Genomic DNA, 16,859 nt, shown 5'->3' with positions numbered 1-16,859 from the left:
TTGAGCAGATCTAGCTCACGATGGGCAGGGTATCCAGGGCCAGGGCATCCGGCAATCGGATCTCGACCGCCACCGGCAGGTGATCGGAGATCGGCTGCGCCAGCACTTCGACCCGCTCTAGGGTCAGGCTCGGGCTGAGCAGGATGTGGTCCAGGCAACGCTGCGGGCGCCAGCTGGGGAAGGTCGCCTCGACCTGCGGCGCGATCAGGCCCAGGTCGCGCAGGGGCGAGTGGTCGAGCAGGTCGGTGGCGTGGGTGTTCATGTCACCCATGAGTATCTGGTGGCGGTAGCCGCCGATCAGCTCGCGGATGTAAGCCAGTTGCAGGGCGCGGGTCTTGGCGCCGAGGGCCAAGTGCATCATCACCACGATCAGCGCATCGTCGCCGTCGCCGAACTGCACCAGGATCGCCCCGCGACCGGCCGGGCCGGGCAGGGGGTGGTCTTCGAGGTGGCGGGGCTTGAGGCGGCTGAGCACGCCGTTGCTGTGCTGGGCGAAGCGCCCGAGGTTGCGGTTGAGCTGCTGGTACCAGTAGGGGAAGGCACCGAGGTGGGCCAGGTGCTCGACCTGGTTGACGTAGCCCGAGCGCAGGCTGCCGCCATCGGCTTCCTGCAAGGCCACCAGGTCGAAGTCGCCGAGCAGTTGGCCGATCTTCTGCAAGTTGCCGGCCCGCCCATTGTGCGGCAGCAGGTGCTGCCAGCTGCGAGTCAGGTAATGGCGGTAGCGCTCGGTGCTGATGCCCACCTGGATATTGAAGCTGAGCAGCCGCAGGCGACCATCTTCCGGCAGGCCAGGGGCCCGCAGGTGATGCTCGTTGACCTGCGGCTGGTGCAGGCCAACGCCACGCACGGGTCGCAAGCGGCGCATGGCGATCGCCGCTTACTTAGCGGCGCGCTCCTTGGCGATCAGTTGGTCGGCGACGTTCAGCACGCCTTCCGGCCCACCGGCGGTACCCAGGTCGAAGCGGTACTTGCCGTTGACCACCATGCTCGGAACGCCGGTGATCTCGTACTTCTTCGCCAGTTCCTTGGCCTGGTTGACCTGGCCCTTGATGGCGAAGGAGTTGAAGGTAGCGAGGAACTTGTCCTTGTCCACACCCTGGGTGGCGAGGAAGTCGGCCATGTCGTTCGGGTCGGTCAGGCGCTTGCGCTGGTTCTGGATGGCGTCGAAGACCGCGGCATGCACCTTGTGCTCGACGCCCATGGCTTCGAGGGTCAGGAACATCTGGCCGTGGGCGTCCCATGGGCCGCCGAACATGGCGGGGATACGCTTGAAGTTGACGTCGGCCGGCAGCTTGTCGATCCAGGGGTTGATGGTCGGCTCGAAGTGGTAGCAGTGCGGGCAGCCGTACCAGAACAGCTCGACGACTTCGATCTTGCCCGGCTGGGAGACCGGCACCGGGTTGCTCAGCTCGATATATTCCTTGCCGGCGACAGGCTCTGCGGCCTGCACCGAAGCCATACCGAATACGCTGGCGGCGACCAGCGTGGCGCTGAGAATCAGTTTACGCATGCTTTACTCCTGAGCAGTCATGAGTCGCCCCGGCGCGACCTGTGCTGTGACCGGTCGGGAAGGGCTGAGTTCTGTAGTGTAACGGCTACGGGCAGAAAAAAGGGCGGCCCGGGCCGCCCGTTGCTGCATCTTTAACGCGGGTGCATTAACCGAGTGTTAACGCCCCGCGATGGAGCCGGCATAGGCTCACGCCGTATTAATGCAACCCCTGGATATAACTGGCCAACGCCTCGATATCCTTGTTGCTCAGCTTGCCGGCGATCGAACGCATGGTCATGGCGTCACCGTCGTTGGTACGGTTGCCTTCGCGGAAGTCAGTGAGCTGCTTGGTGACGTACTGCGCGTGCTGCCCGCTCAGGTGCGGGAAGCCGGCCAGGGCGATGCCCGCGCCATTGGGTGAGTGGCAACCGGTGCAGGCCGGCATGCCTTTCTCCAGGTCACCGCCGTTGAACAGTGCCCGGCCCCGCTCGACCAGCTTCGGATCGGCCGCGCCGACGCTGCCTTTCTGGCTGGCGAAGTAGGCGGCGATGTCGGCCAGGTCCTGCTCGCTGAAGTTGGCCAGCATGCCGGTCATCTCCAGCACCGTGCGCTTGCCGGACTTGATGTCGTGCAGTTGTTTCTCAAGGTAGCGCTGGCCCTGGCCGGCCAGTTTCGGGAAGTTCGGCGCCAGGCTGTTGCCGTCAGGGTTGTGGCAGGCGCCACAGACGGCGGTCTTGGCCTGCCCGGCAGCGGCATCGCCTTCGATGGGCTGCGCAGCACTCGCCGCACCTGCAACCCCCATGGTCAACAGCAGACTCACGAATAGTTTGTTCATCAGCTAATCCAACACGGCTAAGGGTGAAATGTTATGTATCGGGACTGCCGCTCATCCAGAGGATGACCGACCGGTAGTCCTCGGTACTGCAGTCCATGCACAATCCACGCGGCGGCATAGCCTTGAAACCCCGGGTAACATGCGCCACCAGTACATCCACACCTTGCGCCAGCCGTGGCTCCCATGCGGCCGCATCGCCCATCCTCGGGGCCTGCGGCAATTGCCCGGCGTGACAGGCCGCACACGTGCGGTTGTACAACGCCTCGGGATCCTGTGTAGCCTGAGCGCTGAAAAACGGTAGGAACACACCGACAGCGAGCAGCCATTTCGCCTTGCGGAACGACCTTTCAGGGTTGGGGGCCGCGCTGCGTTCTGTTGCGCGAGCTATTGTTCGACACCCCATGCGACTTCCCCTTCGCTGGGAGAATTCGCACACAAAAACTGGGGCATTATATACTTCCGCCCTCCAAACGGAAACGTTGGTGCCTGGACCAGGCAACACCCACATCGGATATCCCATGCAAGTCAAGAACCCCATCCTCGGCCTCTGCCAGAAAGCCAAATTCGCCCTTAGCGCCGCCAAGGTCGAACAATGCCCGGAAGACCAGGGTTACGAGGTGGCTTTCGCTGGCCGCTCCAACGCTGGTAAATCCAGCGCCCTCAACACCCTGACCCACGCCAGCCTGGCGCGCACCTCCAAGACACCCGGCCGCACCCAGCTTTTGAATTTCTTCAGTCTGGACGATGAACGGCGTTTGGTCGACCTGCCGGGGTACGGATATGCAAAAGTGCCGATTCCGCTCAAGCAGCACTGGCAGCACCACCTGGAAGCGTACCTCGGCGGCCGCGAGTGCCTGCGCGGGGTGATCCTGCTGATGGACGTGCGCCACCCGATGACCGATTTCGACAAGATGATGCTCGACTGGTCCACTGCCGCCGGCATGCCGATGCACATCCTGCTGACCAAGGCCGACAAGCTGACCCACGGCGCGGGCAAGAACACCCTGCTCAAGGTGCAGTCGGAAATTCGTAAAGGCTGGGGCGATGGCGTGACCATCCAGCTGTTCTCGGCGCCCAAGCGCCTGGGGCTGGAGGAGGCGTACAAGGTGCTGGCAGGGTGGATGGAGCTGGAAGACAAGCCGGCCTGAAGCAACGGCATCTCCCCTGCGGGCGCGGGCTTGCCGCGCCCTCGTGGGGTGCGCAGCCCGTGTTCGGACCTTGAATTGCGGGCAAAAAAAACCCCGGACTTCATATGGGGAGGGGGAAGTTCGGGGTCCAAGTCCGGACCGCTAGGGCGGGGTCCAGATATCTGCCAACACTTAACACAACATAGGAGCATCGAAAGGCTTCACCAGCCATTCAGTTACTCTGAGTTTCGCTTCACCGGTTTAGTTCCGAGGCGCTGAAAACTATTTGCGATAGTTTCATGAAACTCCGGAACTAATGGCAGGGGGCCAGCCCCGGATCCGCGACACCACGCCGCAGATCCTACCCCTGTTTCCCGGCTCATTCAGTGAGCTTCGTCCCAATTCGCACCAATGCCCACTTCCACCAGCAGCGGCACATCCAACTGCGCAGCGTTGCTCATGTAAGGGCGAATTTCATCTTGGACCTGCTCCACCAGGTCTTCGCGCACTTCCAGCACCAGTTCGTCGTGCACCTGCAAGATCACCCGCGCATCCAGGCCGCTGTCGCTGAGCCAGTTGTCCACCGCTACCATGGCGCGCTTGATGATGTCGGCCGCGGTGCCCTGCATCGGCGCGTTGATCGCGGTGCGCTCGGCGCCCTTGCGCAGGGCCGGGTTCTTGGCGTTGATGTCCGGCAGGTACAGGCGTCGGCCGAACAGGGTTTCGACGAAGCCCTGCTCGGCGGCCTGGGCGCGGGTGCGCTCCATGTAGGCCAGCACGCCAGGGTAGCGGGCGAAGTAGCGGTCGATGTAGTCCTGCGACTGCTTGCGGTCGACGCCGATCTGCTTGGCCAGGCCGAACGCGCTCATGCCGTAGATCAGGCCGAAGTTGATGGCCTTGGCGCTGCGGCGCTGGTCGTGGGTGACGTTCTCCAGGGCCACGCCGAACACCTCGGCGGCGGTGGCACGGTGCACGTCCAGGTCGTTACGGAAGGCGTGCAGCAAGCCTTCGTCCTTGGCCAGGTGGGCCATGATGCGCAGCTCGATCTGCGAATAGTCGGCAGCCAGCAATTTATAGCCGGGACTGGCGACGAAGGCCTGGCGGATACGCCGGCCCTCAGCGGTGCGGATCGGGATGTTCTGCAGGTTCGGGTCGCTGGACGACAACCGCCCGGTGGCGGCCACGGCCTGCTGGTAGGAGGTGTGGATGCGCCCGGTGCGCGGGTTGATCTGCTCCGGCAGCTTGTCGGTGTAGGTGCTCTTGAGCTTGCTCAGCGAGCGGTATTCCATCAGCACCGTGGGCAGCGGGTAGCCTTCGGCGGCGAGGTCGGCGAGCACCGCTTCGGCAGTGGAGGCCTGGCCCTTGGCGGTCTTGCTCAGCACCGGCATGCCCAGCTTGTCGTAGAGAATCGTGCCCAACTGCTTGGGCGAGCCCAGGTTGAAGACCTCGCCGGCCAGCTCGAAGGCCTTCTGCTCGAGCTCGGCCATCTTCACGCCCAGCTCACCGCTCTGCACCCTCAGCAGGTCGGCATCGACCAGGGCGCCCTGGCGCTCGATCTTCGCCAATACCGGCACCAGCGGCATCTCGATGTCCATCAGCACCGGCTGCACGCTCGGCGTCTTGGCCAAACGCGCCTGCAAGGCATGGTGCAGGCGCAGGGTGATGTCGGCGTCCTCGGCGGCGTAGGGGCCGGCCTTGTCCAGGTGGATCTGGTTGAAGGTCAGCTGCTTGGCGCCTTTGCCGGCGATGTCCTCGAAGGCGATGGTGGTGTGGTCGAGGTACTTCTGCGCCAGGCTGTCCATGTCGTGGCGGGTGGCGGTGGAATCCAGCACGTAGGATTCGAGCATGGTGTCGTAGGCCACGCCGCGCATCTGGATGGCCGGGGTGCCATTGGCCAGGATGTTGATGTCGTACTTGGCGTTCTGCCCAACCTTGGCCTTGGCCGGGTCCTCCAGCAGCGGCTTGAGTGCCAGCAGCACGGTGTCGCGGTCAAGCTGCGCCGGCGCGCCTTCGTAATCGTGGGCCAGTGGCACGTAGGCGGCCTCGAAGGGTTCGACGGCGAACGACAGGCCCACCAGTTGCGCCTGCTGGGCGTCCAGGCTGGTGGTCTCGGTGTCGAAGGCGAACAGCGGCGCCTGGCGCAGTTTCGCCAGCCAGGCGTCGAAGCGCACCGGGTCGAGGATGGTTTCGTACTTCGCCTCGACCGCCTCCTGCGGGGCCTCGGTCGGTTCAAACGCATCACCGGCCTTGGCGGCATCGCGCTGCACCTCGGCGATCCAGCTCTTGAATTCCATCTCGGTGTACAGCGCCAGCAGCGCCTCGCGGTCGGGTTCGCCGCAAACCAGCGCATCGACGGTGATGTCCAGCTCGACATCGACCTTGATGGTCGCCAACTCGTACGACAGGAACGCCGCGTCGCGGTGCTCCTCGAGCTTGGCCGGCAGGGTCTTGGCGCCACGGATGGCCAGGCCCGGGACCTTGTCGAGGTTCTCGTACAGCTCGCGCAAGCCGCCGCCGATGCCGGTCAGCAGGCCCACCGCGGTCTTCTCGCCGACGCCCGGTACGCCAGGGATGTTGTCGACCTTGTCACCCATCAGGGCGAGGAAATCGATGATGTGCTCGGGGCCGACGCCGAACTTCTCGTGCACGCCGGCGATATCCAGCACGCTGCCGGTCATGGTGTTGACCAGGGTGATGTGGCCGTCCACGAGCTGGGCCATGTCCTTGTCGCCGGTCGAGATGATCACCGGGCGCCCCAGGGCCGCGCTGCTGCGTGCCAGGGTGCCGATCACGTCGTCGGCCTCGACGCCTTCGACGCACAGCAGCGGGTAGCCCAGGGCCTTGACGCTGGCGTGCAATGGCTCGACCTGGACGCGCAAGTCATCCGGCATGCTTGGGCGGTTGGCCTTGTATTCGGCGAACATGGCGTCGCGGAAGGTGCCGCCCTTGGCATCGAAGACCACCGCGAAGAGGCTGTCCGGGTACTGCTTGCGCAGGCTCTTGAGCATGTTCAGCACGCCCTTGACCGCACCGGTGGGCATGCCCTTGGAGGTGGTCAGCGGCGGCAGCGCGTGGAAGGCGCGGTAGAGGTAGGACGAACCGTCCACCAGGACGAGGGGCGCTTGGCTCATGAGGAGAATCAACCTTTTCGGCGGGTCCGGCGCTAGAATAGCCAGACTCATTGACGACAAAGGGACAAGGTTATCATGCGTACACCCATTCGCCTGTTACTGCTCGGCCTGTTGGCAACCATGCCGGTCGTCACCCTGGCGGCGGACGACGCGCCCTCGGCCGATCCCGAGGTAACCATTCGCACGGAAGGCGACCGAACCATCCAGGAGTACCGTCAAAACGGTTTCCTGTATGCGATCAAGATCACGCCGAAGAACGGCAAGCCGTATTTCCTGGTACGCGCCGATGGCTCCGATGGCAATTTCATTCGATCCGACCAGCCGGACATGCTGATTCCGTCCTGGAAGATTTTCGAATGGTAAGCTAGTAACGCGTATCGTTCTTATCAACCGGCACTTCCGGGTGGAAGTGCCCGCACGGGCAACTTTTCAACATGTCAGTCTTCACCCCTGTGACCCGGCCTGAGCTGGAAACCTTTCTGGCGCCGTATGAGCTGGGCCGCCTGCTCGATTTCCAGGGCATCGCCGCCGGTACCGAAAACAGTAATTTCTTCGTCAGCCTGGAAAAGGGTGAGTTCGTCCTGACGCTGATCGAGCGCGGGCCAGTTGAAGACATGCCCTTCTTCATCGAGCTGCTCGACGTGCTGCACGACGCCGACATGCCCGTGCCCTACGCCGTGCGCGACCGCGACGGCCATGGCCTGCGCGAACTGTGCGGCAAGCCGGCGCTGCTGCAGCCACGGCTGTCGGGCAAGCACGTCAAGGCACCGAACAACCAGCACTGCGCCCAGGTCGGCGAGTTGCTCGCGCACATCCACCTGGCCACCCGCGAGCGCATCATCGAGCGCCGCACCGACCGTGGCCTGGACTGGATGCTGGCGTCCGGCGCCGAGCTGCTGGCCGGGCTCGACGCCCGCCAGGTGGCGCTGCTGCAACCGGCGCTGGACGAGATCACCGCGCACAAGGCGCAGATCCTCGCCCTGCCACGGGCCAACCTGCACGCCGACCTGTTCCGCGACAACGTGATGTTCGAAGGGACTCACCTGACGGGGTTGATCGACTTCTACAATGCCTGTTCCGGGCCGATGCTGTACGACATCGCCATCACCGTGAACGACTGGTGCCTGAACGAAGCGGGCGGCATCGACCTGCCGCGCGCCCAGGCGCTGTTGGGCGCCTACGCCGCGCTGCGGCCGTTCACCGCCGCCGAGGCCGAGCTGTGGCAGGTGATGCTGCGGGTGGGTTGCGTGCGTTTCTGGCTGTCGCGCTTGATCGCCGCCCAGGCGTTCGCCGGGATGGATGTGATGATCCATGACCCGAGCGAGTTCGAGTTGCGTTTGGCACAGCGCCAGCAGGTGGCGTTGAAGTTGCCGTTCGCGCTGTAAGCGCGGCGGCCCTATCGCGGGGCTCGCCCCGCGATAGGGCCGGGTCAGGCGCTAGAGATGCTCCAGGCAACCCACCAGGTCATTGCCCAGCTTCTCCAGCAAACGCTCGTAGCCTTTGCCATCCACCGGGTCCGTCCCGCCCAGCGCATCCAGCTCCGCCAGTTTCACCGGCAGCCCCGCCGTCAACGTCTCGGCCAGGCGCGGGCGCAGCGGCGGTTCGCTGAACACGCAGGTCGGGCCAACCTCCTGCAAGCGCTTGCGCATCGCCGCGACATGCTGCGCCCCCGGCTGCACCTCCGACGCGACACTGAACACCCCGGTATGGCGTAAACCATACTCGGCCTCGAAGTAATCGAACGCCTCGTGGAACACGAAGTACGGCTTGCCGGCGATGCCCGCCACGCGCGCCTTGATGCGCAGGTCCAGGGCATCCAGGCGCTCGCCGAAGGCCTTGAGGTTGGCCTGGTAGCGCGCGGCATTGGCCGGGTCGGCCGCCGCCAGGTCGCTGGCCATCTTCGCCGCGACCACCCGGGCGTTGACCGACGACAGCCACAGGTGCGCATCGAGCGTGCCCGGGCGGTGGTCGTGATCATGGTCGTCGTGGTCTTCCTCATGGGAGTGGCTGTCTTCGCCGAAGCGGCGCAGCTTCATGTCTGCCAGCGACTGCACGGCCACCGTCGGCTTGGTGCGGCTACCCAGCACTCGCGGCAGGAAACCTTCCATGTCCGGCCCGACCCAGTACAGCAGGTCGGCGTCGGCCACCCGCCGCACATCGGAAGGGCGCAGCGCGTAGTTGTGCGGCGAAGCGCCCGGCGGCAGCAGTACTTCAGGGCTGCCGACCCCTTCCTGGACGGCGGCGGCAATCTGTTGCAGCGGCTTGATGCTGGTCAGCACGCGCACCTCGGCCTGGGCCGAGAACGTGATAAAAGCGACAAACAGGACAAGGAATCGGGACACGGTGAATACTCGGCTTGTCAGAAACGGGTAACATAATAACGTCTCCATCGATAACCGTCGCCGCCCATGTCCATCACGCCGCTGGCCCACCGTCCCCACGATCATTCCCATTGCGTCCACAGCGCCCTGGCCGAGGCCGATGCCCTGTGCGCGCGCCAAGGCTTGCGCCTGACCGCCCTGCGCCGCCGCGTGCTGGAGCTGGTGTGGCAAAGCCACAAGCCGCTGGGCGCCTACGACATCCTCGCCGTGCTCAGCGAGCAGGACGGCCGCCGCGCCGCGCCGCCCACCGTGTACCGCGCGCTGGACTTCCTCCTCGACAACGGCCTGGTGCACCGCATCGCCTCGCTCAACGCCTTCATCGGCTGCAGCCACCCCGAGCACAAGCACCAGGGCCAGTTCCTGATCTGCCGCCAGTGCCACGTGGCCATCGAGCTGGAGCAAGAGAGCATCAGCGGCGCCATCGTCAGCAGCGCCAAGGCCGTGGGCTTCCAGGTCGAAACGCAGACCGTCGAAGTGGTCGGCCTGTGCGCCAGTTGCCGGAGCGCGGCATGAGCGACGCGCTGATCCGCCTGGAGCAGGTCGGCGTCACCTTCGCCGGCGAAGCGGTGCTCGACAGCATCGACCTGGCAGTGGCGCCGCGCCAGATCGTCACCCTGATCGGCCCCAACGGCGCCGGCAAGACCACCCTGGTGCGCGCCGTGCTCGGCCTGCTCAAGCCGCACCGCGGCACGGTCTGGCGCAAGCCGCGCCTGCGCATCGGCTACATGCCGCAGAAGATCCAGGTCGACGCCACCCTGCCGCTGTCGGTGCTGCGCTTCCTGCGCCTGGTGCCGGGCGTGGACCGCGCCGCCGCGCTGTCGGCGCTCGGCGAAGTGGGCGCCGAACACGTGATCGACAGCCCCATCCAGACCATTTCCGGGGGCGAGATGCAGCGCGTGCTGCTGGCCAGGGCGCTGCTGCGCGAGCCTGAGCTGCTGGTGCTGGACGAGCCGGTGCAGGGCGTCGACGTGGCTGGCCAGGCCGAGCTGTACGGCCTGATCACCCGCCTGCGCGACCGCCACAACTGCGGCGTGCTGATGGTTTCCCACGATCTGCACCTGGTGATGAGCACCACCGACCAGGTGGTGTGCCTGAACCGCCACGTGTGCTGCTCGGGCCACCCCGAGCAGGTCAGCGGCGACCCAGCCTTCGTCGAGCTGTTCGGCCAGAACGCCCCGAGCCTGGCCATCTACCACCACCATCACGATCACAGCCACGACCTGCACGGGTCGGTGATCGCCCCCGGCGCCCATGTCCATGGAGAGCACTGCAAGCATGGCTGATTTTCTTCTCTACGCCCTGCTTGCCGGTCTTTCCCTGGCGCTGGTGGCCGGCCCCCTGGGGTCCTTCGTGGTGTGGCGGCGCATGGCCTATTTCGGCGACACGCTGTCGCACGCCGCCCTGCTCGGCGTGGCCCTGGGCCTGGCGCTGGACGTCAGCCCGACCCTGGCGGTGACCGTCGGCTGCCTGCTGCTGGCGATCCTGCTGGTGACCCTGCAACGGCGCCAGCCACTGGCCTCCGACACCCTGCTCGGTATCCTCGCGCCGAGCACCTTGTCGCTGGGCCTGGTGGTGCTGAGCTTCATGCGCGATGTGCGCATCGACCTGATGGCCTACCTGTTCGGCGACCTGCTGGCGATCAGCCCGACGGACCTTACGTGGATTCTCGGCGGCAGCGTGCTGGTGGTGGCGTTGCTGGCCGCGCTATGGCGCCCACTGCTCGCCGTGACCGTGCACGAGGAGCTGGCGACGGTCGAGGGCCTGCCGGTGGCGGGCCTGCGCCTGGCGCTGATGCTGTTGATCGCGGTGGTCATCGCCGTGGCGATGAAGATCGTCGGGGTGTTGTTGATCACCTCGCTGCTGATCATCCCGGCGGCCACGGCGCAGCGCCATGCCCGCTCGCCGGAGCAGATGGCCGTGGGCGCCAGCCTGGTCGGGGTGGTGGCGGTGTGCGGCGGCCTGGCGATGTCTTGGTACAAGGACACCCCGGCCGGCCCGTCGATCGTGGTCTGTGCGGCGGTGCTATTCTTGCTGAGCCTGGCCCTGCCGAAACGCTGAAATAGCAGGGTGCGCGCTGGCGCATCTTGCAACCTTTTCGCCCGTAAAGGGTCTGTAAGACTTGTTTTCGAGCGTGCGCACCTGGGTGTAGACTTGCTCGCTTTTTGCGCAAATAGAGAGTCGCAGGAATGAAGCCGTTCGCCTCCCGTTATCTGCTTGTTGCCGCTTTTTCCCTGATCCTGGCCGCTTGTTCCAGCGCCCCGGTGGAGCAGCCGGCCGTGCCAGCCCAGCCCGATGCCTGGCAGCAGTTGCAGCAAAGCATCGCCAGCAACGAGCTGGCCACCGCTGAGGACCAGCTCGCCAGCCTGCAGGCCCAGTCGCCCAGCGACGGGCGTTTGGAGCAGTATCAACGCCAACTGGCCGAAGCCTACTTGCAACGCAGCCAGGTCACCTTGCAAAAGGGTGACGTCAACGCCGCCGCCACCGCCCTGGCCCGCGCCCGTGCCCTGATGCCGCAGGCGCCGGCGCTGGTGGGTGGCGATGCGGTCGCCCAGGCACGCCGGGCGGAACTGGAAAAAGCCGAAGCGGCGCTGAAGGCCGCGGAATCCAAGCCAGTGGCACGCGTGCTGGACCCGACCGCACCGAGCACCGTGATCGCGTTGAAGACCACCGACAGCCGGGCCATGCGCCGGCAGTTGGATGACATCGCCGCCGATGTGGTGAGTTATGGCTGCGAAGTGGTGTTCCAGGTGCCACGCACCGATGATGCGCCATGGCTCAAGGCCTTGCTGGAGAAACGAGTGCGCAAGCTCGACAGTGGGTTCGAGTTGAAACAGACGCATGAGATTCAGCGCTCGTTACCGGCGCAAGTGGTGTTGGTACCGCATCAGCGGTAGCGCTCAAGGGCCTCATCGCGGTGCAAGCCCGCTCCAGGTTCAGCGCCGTTCTCACGGACTGCGCTGAACCTGATCGGGCTTGCCCGCGATTGGGCTGCGCAGCAGCCCTACGCCGGAACCACCTCCGCCGCCGCTTCCCGCTCCCACACCCGATGCCGCTCCAGCACCTTGGCGAAGGCCTCCACGGCCTGCTTGTCATCCCCCAGCACTATCCCCTTGTCTTCCTTCAGGCCCAACGCGCTCAACAACGCCTTGCCCTCCTTGGCCACCCCCATAGGCTTGAGGTGCTTGTAGGCCTCCAGCAGGTAATGCCGCGCCAGGCCGCTGCCTTCCAGCGCCATCTTGCCGGCTGGCAGCCACAACCCATCGACCATCACCGACGGCATGCCCTCCATCGATGCATCCACCGGCAACGGCTTGCCCTCGGCGGTCTGCACCGGCGCGCTGGTTGGCCCCAGCAGCAGCACCCGTGCGCTGTGCGCCTCGAAGGCCTTGACCAGCCGGTCCACACTGGCGCCATCCACGCCATCGGCCACCAGCAAGGCAATCTTGCGCCCCTTGATGCCGACACTGCCGGGCAGGTTCATCTGGCTCAGCGCCGCCGATTTCGCGGGCTTCGAGCCCTTGACCTTGACCGTCCCGGCCTTCGGCGCCGGCAACCCGAGGTTGGCCGCCACCGCCGCCGCCAGCTTCAGGTCGATGTTGGCCAGCACCTCGTTCACCTCGCGCGCACGGATGTACTCACGCTCCACCTTGCCCAACTCGAAGCTGTAGGCCTTGACGATGTGCTGCTGCTCGGTGGCGCTCATGCTCTGGAAGAACAGCCGTGCCTGGGAGAAATGGTCGGCGAACGACGGGCTGCGCTGGCGGATCTTGTTCGCGTCGATACGCTCCTGGTAACTCTCGAAGCCACCGTCCTCGGCCGCCGGCGGGGTTTCCTGCGGCCAACCGCCATCGATGGAGTTGGGCTCGTAGGAGGCGCGCCCCTTGTCGAGGGTCATACGGTGCATGGCATCGCGCTGGCTGTTGTGGTTCGGCGCGAGCGGCCGGTTGATCGGGATCTCGTGGAAGTTCGGCCCGCCCAGGCGGCTGATCTGCGTGTCGGTGTAGGAGAACAACCGGCCCTGCAGCAGCGGGTCGTTGGTGAAATCGATGCCGGGCACGATATGCCCTGGGCAGAAGGCGACCTGCTCGGTCTCGGCGAAGAAGTTGTCGGGGTTGCGGTTGAGTACCATCTTGCCCAACGGCGTGACCGGCACCAGTTCCTCGGGAATGATCTTGGTCGGGTCGAGCAGGTCGAAGTCGAAGGCGTGTTCGTCGGCCTCGGGCACGATCTGCACACCCAGCTCCCATTCCGGGTAGTCGCCGGTCTCGATGGCTTCCCACAGGTCGCGGCGGTGGTAGTCGGTGTCCTTGCCCGCGAGCTTCTGCGCCTCGTCCCACAGCACCGAGTGCACGCCCTGGCGCGGCTTCCAGTGGAACTTGACGAAGCTGGCCACGCCTTGGGCATTGATCAGCCGGAAGGTGTGCACGCCGAAGCCTTCCATCATCCGCAGGCTGCGCGGGATCGCGCGGTCGGACATCGCCCACATGACCATGTGCGCCGACTCCGGCACCAGCGAGACGAAGTCCCAGAAGGTGTCATGGGCCGAGCCGCCGGTGGGCATTTCGTTGTGCGGCTCGGGCTTCACCGCGTGGACGAAGTCGGGGAACTTGATCGCATCCTGGATGAAGAACACCGGCATGTTGTTGCCCACCAGGTCGAAGTTGCCCTCGTCGGTGTAGAACTTCACCGCGAAACCACGCACATCGCGCACGGTGTCGCCGGAGCCGCGCGGGCCCTGCACCGTGGAAAAGCGCACGAATACCGGGGTGGTCTTTTCCGGGTCACGCAGGAAACCCGCCTTGGTCAGCTCACCGTGGTCGGCGTAGCTCTGGAAGTAACCGTGGGCGCCGGTGCCACGGGCATGCACGATGCGCTCGGGGATCCGCTCGTGGTCGAAGTGGGTGATCTTCTCGCGCATGATGAAGTCTTCGAGCAGCGAAGGGCCGCGCGCGCCGGCCTTGAGCGAGTTCTGGTTGTCGGCGACCTTGACCCCCTGGTTGGTGCGCAGGGCCTGGCCGGTGGCGTCGCTACGGAACGCCTCCAGGCTCTGCAACTTGGCATTGGTGTTGGCCTTGTCCGGGGTGTCGGTGCCGGCGAGCGGGGTGGTCTTGGGGGGCTCGGGCTTCTTGCTGGGCATGGTCGGCTCTCCTCATCTCTTCAGGCTGCCCGTTCAGGGCTTGTTCCTGTAGTGACTGGAGCGCTCTGGCAGGCGTTCAATCGGGATTACCGGTTGTCGCGTTATGCCGGATCGTTGGGCCCGTTACGAAATAAATGCTAAGAACCGCTATGGGAAAAGGCTAAAATGCGCGCCCGGCTAACCGCTGACCCAACTTCCATGCGCCCCACAAGGTTCGCTCAGTGATCGAGTTCCAACACGTCCACAAGACCTACCGCGTCGCGGGTAGGGATATCCCGGCCCTCAACCCGACCAGCCTGACCATCGACAATGGCCAGGTGTTCGGCCTGATCGGCCACTCCGGCGCCGGCAAGAGTACCTTGCTGCGCCTGATCAACCGCCTCGAGGCCCCGAGCGGCGGCAAGATCATCGTCGACGGCGAAGACGTCACCGCCTTCGACGCCAACCAACTGCGGCGCTTCCGCCAGCAGGTCGGGATGATCTTCCAGCACTTCAACCTGCTCGCCTCCAAGACCGTCGCCGACAACGTCGCCCTGCCGCTGACCCTGGCCGGCGAGCTGTCGCGCAGCGAAATCGACCAGCGCGTCACCGAGCTGCTGGCCCGCGTGGGCCTGTCGGACCACGCGAAGAAGTACCCGGCCCAGCTGTCCGGCGGGCAGAAGCAGCGCGTGGGCATCGCCCGGGCGCTGTCGACCCAGCCGAAGATCCTGCTGTGCGACGAGGCCACCAGCGCCCTCGACCCGCAAACCACCGCCTCGGTGCTGCAACTGCTGGCCGAGATCAACCGCGAGCTGAAGCTGACCATCGTGCTGATCACCCACGAGATGGACGTGATCCGCCGGGTCTGCGACCGCGTGGCGGTGATGGACGCCGGGCAGATCGTCGAGCAAGGCCCGGTGGCCGAGGTGTTCCTGCACCCACAGCACCCGACCACCAAGCGCTTCGTCCAGGAAGACGAGCAGGTCGACGAACGCGAGCAGCGCGACGACTTCGCCCACGTGCCGGGCCGCATCGTGCGCCTGACCTTCCAGGGCGACGCCACCTACGCGCCGCTGCTGGGCACCGTCGCCCGCGAGACCGGCGTGGACTACAGCATCCTCGCCGGGCGCATCGACCGCATCAAGGACGTGCCCTACGGGCAACTGACCCTGGCCGTCACCGGCGGCAACATCGATGCGGCGTTCGAGCGCTTCAAGGCCGCGGACGTGCATATGGAGGTACTGCGTTGATGGACGCCCTGAATTTCTTCGCCAACGTCGACTGGGCCGAAATCTGGCTGGCCACCGGCGATACCCTGATCATGCTGTTCGGCTCGCTGTTGTTCACCGTGCTGCTGGGCCTGCCGCTGGGCGTGCTGCTGTTCCTCTGCGGGCCGCGGCAGATGTTCGAGCAGAAGGGCGTGTACGCGCTGCTGTCGCTGGTCGTCAACATCCTGCGCTCGCTGCCGTTCATCATCCTGCTGATCGTGATGATCCCGGTCACCGTGCTGATCACCGGCACCTCGCTGGGCGTGGCCGGTGCCATCCCGCCGCTGGTGGTGGGCGCCACGCCGTTCTTCGCGCGTCTGGTGGAAACCGCCCTGCGCGAGGTCGACCGCGGCATCATCGAGGCGACCCAGTCGATGGGTGCCACCACCCGCCAGATCATCACCAACGCCCTGCTGCCGGAGGCCCGGCCGGGCATCTTCGCGGCGATCACCGTCACCGCCATCACCCTGGTGTCATACACCGCGATGGCCGGCGTGGTGGGCGCGGGCGGCCTGGGCGACCTGGCCATCCGCTTCGGCTACCAACGCTTCCAGACCGACGTGATGATCGTCACGGTGATCCTGCTGCTGGTGCTCGTGCAGATCCTGCAGAGCGTCGGCGACAAGCTGGTCGTGCATTTTTCCCGTAAGTAAGCCCAACCGGGTCGCTGGGCCGACCCGTTCGGGGGCCCCGCGGCCCTCACAAGGAGTGATCCATGAAGAAGCTGCTCGCCATCGCCGCCGCCGTCGCGGCCTTCTCGGCCAACGCCGACACCCTGACCGTCGCCGCCACCCCGGTGCCGCACGCCGAGATCCTCAACTTCGTCAAACCGCAGTTGGCGAAGGAAGGCGTGGAGCTGAAGGTCAAGGAATTCACCGACTACATCCAGCCGAACGTGCAAGTGGCCGAGAAGCGCCTGGACGCCAACTTCTTCCAGCACCAGCCGTACCTGGATGAGTTCAACAAGGCCAAGGGCACCCAACTGGTGAGCGTCGCCGGCGTGCACCTGGAACCGCTGGGCGCCTACTCGGCCAAGATCAAGAAGCTCGACGAGCTGGGCTCGGGCGCCACCGTGGTGATCCCCAACGACGCCACCAACGGCGGCCGTGCCCTGCTGCTGCTCGACAAGGCCGGCGTGATCAAGCTCAAGGACAACAAGAACATCCTGTCGACCGTGAAGGATGTCGCCGAGAACCCGAAAGGCCTGAAGTTCCGTGAGCTGGAAGCGGCCACCATCCCGCGCGTGCTGACCCAGGTGGACCTGGCGCTGATCAACACCAACTATGCGCTGGAAGCCAAGCTGAACCCGGAAAAAGACGCCCTGGTGATCGAAGGCAGCGACTCGCCTTACGTGAACATCCTGGTCGCGCGCCCAGACAACAAGGACTCCGCCGACCTGCAGAAGCTGGCCGCGGCGCTGCACTCGCCCGAGGTGAAGAAGTTCATCGAAGAGAAGTACAAGGGTGCGGTGATCCCGGCGTTCTAAGCCGGTATCGACGGGGCCGCTATGCG

General features: G+C 65.5%; 17 protein-coding genes. 10 read left to right on the top strand and 7 right to left on the bottom strand.

What is annotated here, in order from left to right:
* Positions 1-10: 10 nt before the first annotated feature.
* The 4 genes from P0Y43_RS22850 to P0Y43_RS22835 form a co-directional block, all read right to left on the bottom strand.
* Complete coding sequence (locus P0Y43_RS22850) at positions 11-865, bottom strand: endonuclease/exonuclease/phosphatase family protein (RefSeq protein WP_275639533.1); 855 nt, start codon at positions 863-865, stop codon at positions 11-13.
* 12 nt (positions 866-877) lie between these two features.
* Complete coding sequence (gene dsbA / locus P0Y43_RS22845; RefSeq protein WP_275639532.1) at positions 878-1,510, bottom strand: thiol:disulfide interchange protein DsbA; 633 nt, start codon at positions 1,508-1,510, stop codon at positions 878-880.
* A gap of 196 nt (positions 1,511-1,706) precedes the next feature.
* Positions 1,707-2,324: a c-type cytochrome gene (locus P0Y43_RS22840; RefSeq protein WP_275639531.1), complete on the bottom strand. Its 618-nt coding sequence runs from the start codon at positions 2,322-2,324 to the stop codon at positions 1,707-1,709.
* A 31-nt stretch (positions 2,325-2,355) separates the two neighbouring features.
* Positions 2,356-2,727 carry a c-type cytochrome gene (locus P0Y43_RS22835; RefSeq protein WP_275639530.1) on the bottom strand — a complete coding sequence of 124 codons (372 nt, stop codon included), beginning with the start codon at positions 2,725-2,727 and terminating at the stop codon, positions 2,356-2,358.
* Between the two features lie 115 nt (positions 2,728-2,842).
* Here P0Y43_RS22835 and yihA point away from each other — a divergent pair, with 115 nt between their 5' ends.
* On the top strand, positions 2,843-3,472 hold the full coding sequence (gene yihA / locus P0Y43_RS22830) for a ribosome biogenesis GTP-binding protein YihA/YsxC (RefSeq protein ID WP_275639529.1): 630 nt from the start codon (positions 2,843-2,845) through the stop codon (positions 3,470-3,472).
* A 362-nt stretch (positions 3,473-3,834) separates the two neighbouring features.
* Here the strand turns inward: yihA and polA are convergent, their stop codons facing one another.
* Positions 3,835-6,582 carry a DNA polymerase I gene (gene polA / locus P0Y43_RS22825; RefSeq protein ID WP_275639528.1) on the bottom strand — a complete coding sequence of 916 codons (2,748 nt, stop codon included), beginning with the start codon at positions 6,580-6,582 and terminating at the stop codon, positions 3,835-3,837.
* Between the two features lie 75 nt (positions 6,583-6,657).
* Here polA and P0Y43_RS22820 point away from each other — a divergent pair, with 75 nt between their 5' ends.
* Together P0Y43_RS22820 and P0Y43_RS22815 are read left to right on the top strand one after the other, a co-directional pair.
* Positions 6,658-6,945, top strand: coding sequence for a DUF2782 domain-containing protein (locus tag P0Y43_RS22820; RefSeq protein ID WP_275639527.1), 288 nt, complete (start codon positions 6,658-6,660; stop codon positions 6,943-6,945).
* Between the two features lie 71 nt (positions 6,946-7,016).
* Positions 7,017-7,967, top strand: coding sequence for a homoserine kinase (locus P0Y43_RS22815; protein WP_275639526.1), 951 nt, complete (start codon positions 7,017-7,019; stop codon positions 7,965-7,967).
* Between the two features lie 51 nt (positions 7,968-8,018).
* On the opposite strand, the gene P0Y43_RS22810 is transcribed toward P0Y43_RS22815, so the two are convergent.
* Positions 8,019-8,972: a zinc ABC transporter substrate-binding protein gene (locus P0Y43_RS22810; RefSeq protein WP_275639525.1), complete on the bottom strand. Its 954-nt coding sequence runs from the start codon at positions 8,970-8,972 to the stop codon at positions 8,019-8,021.
* Between the two features lie 18 nt (positions 8,973-8,990).
* Between P0Y43_RS22810 and zur the strand changes: the two genes are divergently transcribed.
* The 4 genes from zur (at position 8,991) to P0Y43_RS22790 (ending at position 11,857) form a co-directional block, all read left to right on the top strand.
* On the top strand, positions 8,991-9,476 hold the full coding sequence (gene zur / locus P0Y43_RS22805; RefSeq protein WP_275639524.1) for a zinc uptake transcriptional repressor Zur: 486 nt from the start codon (positions 8,991-8,993) through the stop codon (positions 9,474-9,476).
* Positions 9,473-10,246, top strand: a complete 774-nt coding sequence (gene znuC / locus P0Y43_RS22800) for a zinc ABC transporter ATP-binding protein ZnuC (protein WP_275639523.1) — start codon at positions 9,473-9,475, stop codon at positions 10,244-10,246. The genes zur and znuC overlap by 4 nt, the downstream gene beginning before the upstream one ends.
* Positions 10,239-11,021 carry a zinc ABC transporter permease subunit ZnuB gene (gene znuB, locus P0Y43_RS22795; RefSeq protein WP_275639522.1) on the top strand — a complete coding sequence of 261 codons (783 nt, stop codon included), beginning with the start codon at positions 10,239-10,241 and terminating at the stop codon, positions 11,019-11,021. The genes znuC and znuB overlap by 8 nt, the downstream gene beginning before the upstream one ends.
* A gap of 128 nt (positions 11,022-11,149) precedes the next feature.
* Complete coding sequence (locus P0Y43_RS22790; RefSeq protein ID WP_275639521.1) at positions 11,150-11,857, top strand: PA5502 family lipoprotein; 708 nt, start codon at positions 11,150-11,152, stop codon at positions 11,855-11,857.
* 107 nt (positions 11,858-11,964) lie between these two features.
* On the opposite strand, the gene katE is transcribed toward P0Y43_RS22790, so the two are convergent.
* Complete coding sequence (gene katE, locus P0Y43_RS22785; protein ID WP_275639520.1) at positions 11,965-14,100, bottom strand: catalase HPII; 2,136 nt, start codon at positions 14,098-14,100, stop codon at positions 11,965-11,967.
* Between the two features lie 221 nt (positions 14,101-14,321).
* Here katE and P0Y43_RS22780 point away from each other — a divergent pair, with 221 nt between their 5' ends.
* The 3 genes from P0Y43_RS22780 to P0Y43_RS22770 all read left to right on the top strand — a co-directional run bounded on the left by P0Y43_RS22780 (position 14,322) and on the right by P0Y43_RS22770 (position 16,833).
* Positions 14,322-15,329 (top strand): methionine ABC transporter ATP-binding protein, encoded by a 1,008-nt coding sequence (locus P0Y43_RS22780; protein WP_275639519.1) that lies wholly within the window; start codon positions 14,322-14,324, stop codon positions 15,327-15,329.
* Positions 15,329-16,000 (top strand): methionine ABC transporter permease, encoded by a 672-nt coding sequence (locus P0Y43_RS22775; RefSeq protein ID WP_275639518.1) that lies wholly within the window; start codon positions 15,329-15,331, stop codon positions 15,998-16,000. Before P0Y43_RS22780 ends, P0Y43_RS22775 begins: the two co-directional genes overlap by 1 nt.
* Positions 16,001-16,062: 62 nt before the next feature.
* Positions 16,063-16,833: a MetQ/NlpA family ABC transporter substrate-binding protein gene (locus P0Y43_RS22770; RefSeq protein ID WP_275639517.1), complete on the top strand. Its 771-nt coding sequence runs from the start codon at positions 16,063-16,065 to the stop codon at positions 16,831-16,833.
* Positions 16,834-16,859: the final 26 nt, after the last annotated feature.

The organism is Pseudomonas entomophila (genome assembly GCF_029193575.1).
Classification (GTDB): Bacteria; Pseudomonadota; Gammaproteobacteria; order Pseudomonadales; family Pseudomonadaceae; genus Aquipseudomonas; species Aquipseudomonas entomophila_G.
This window is presented reverse-complemented; position numbering and strand designations above follow the sequence as displayed.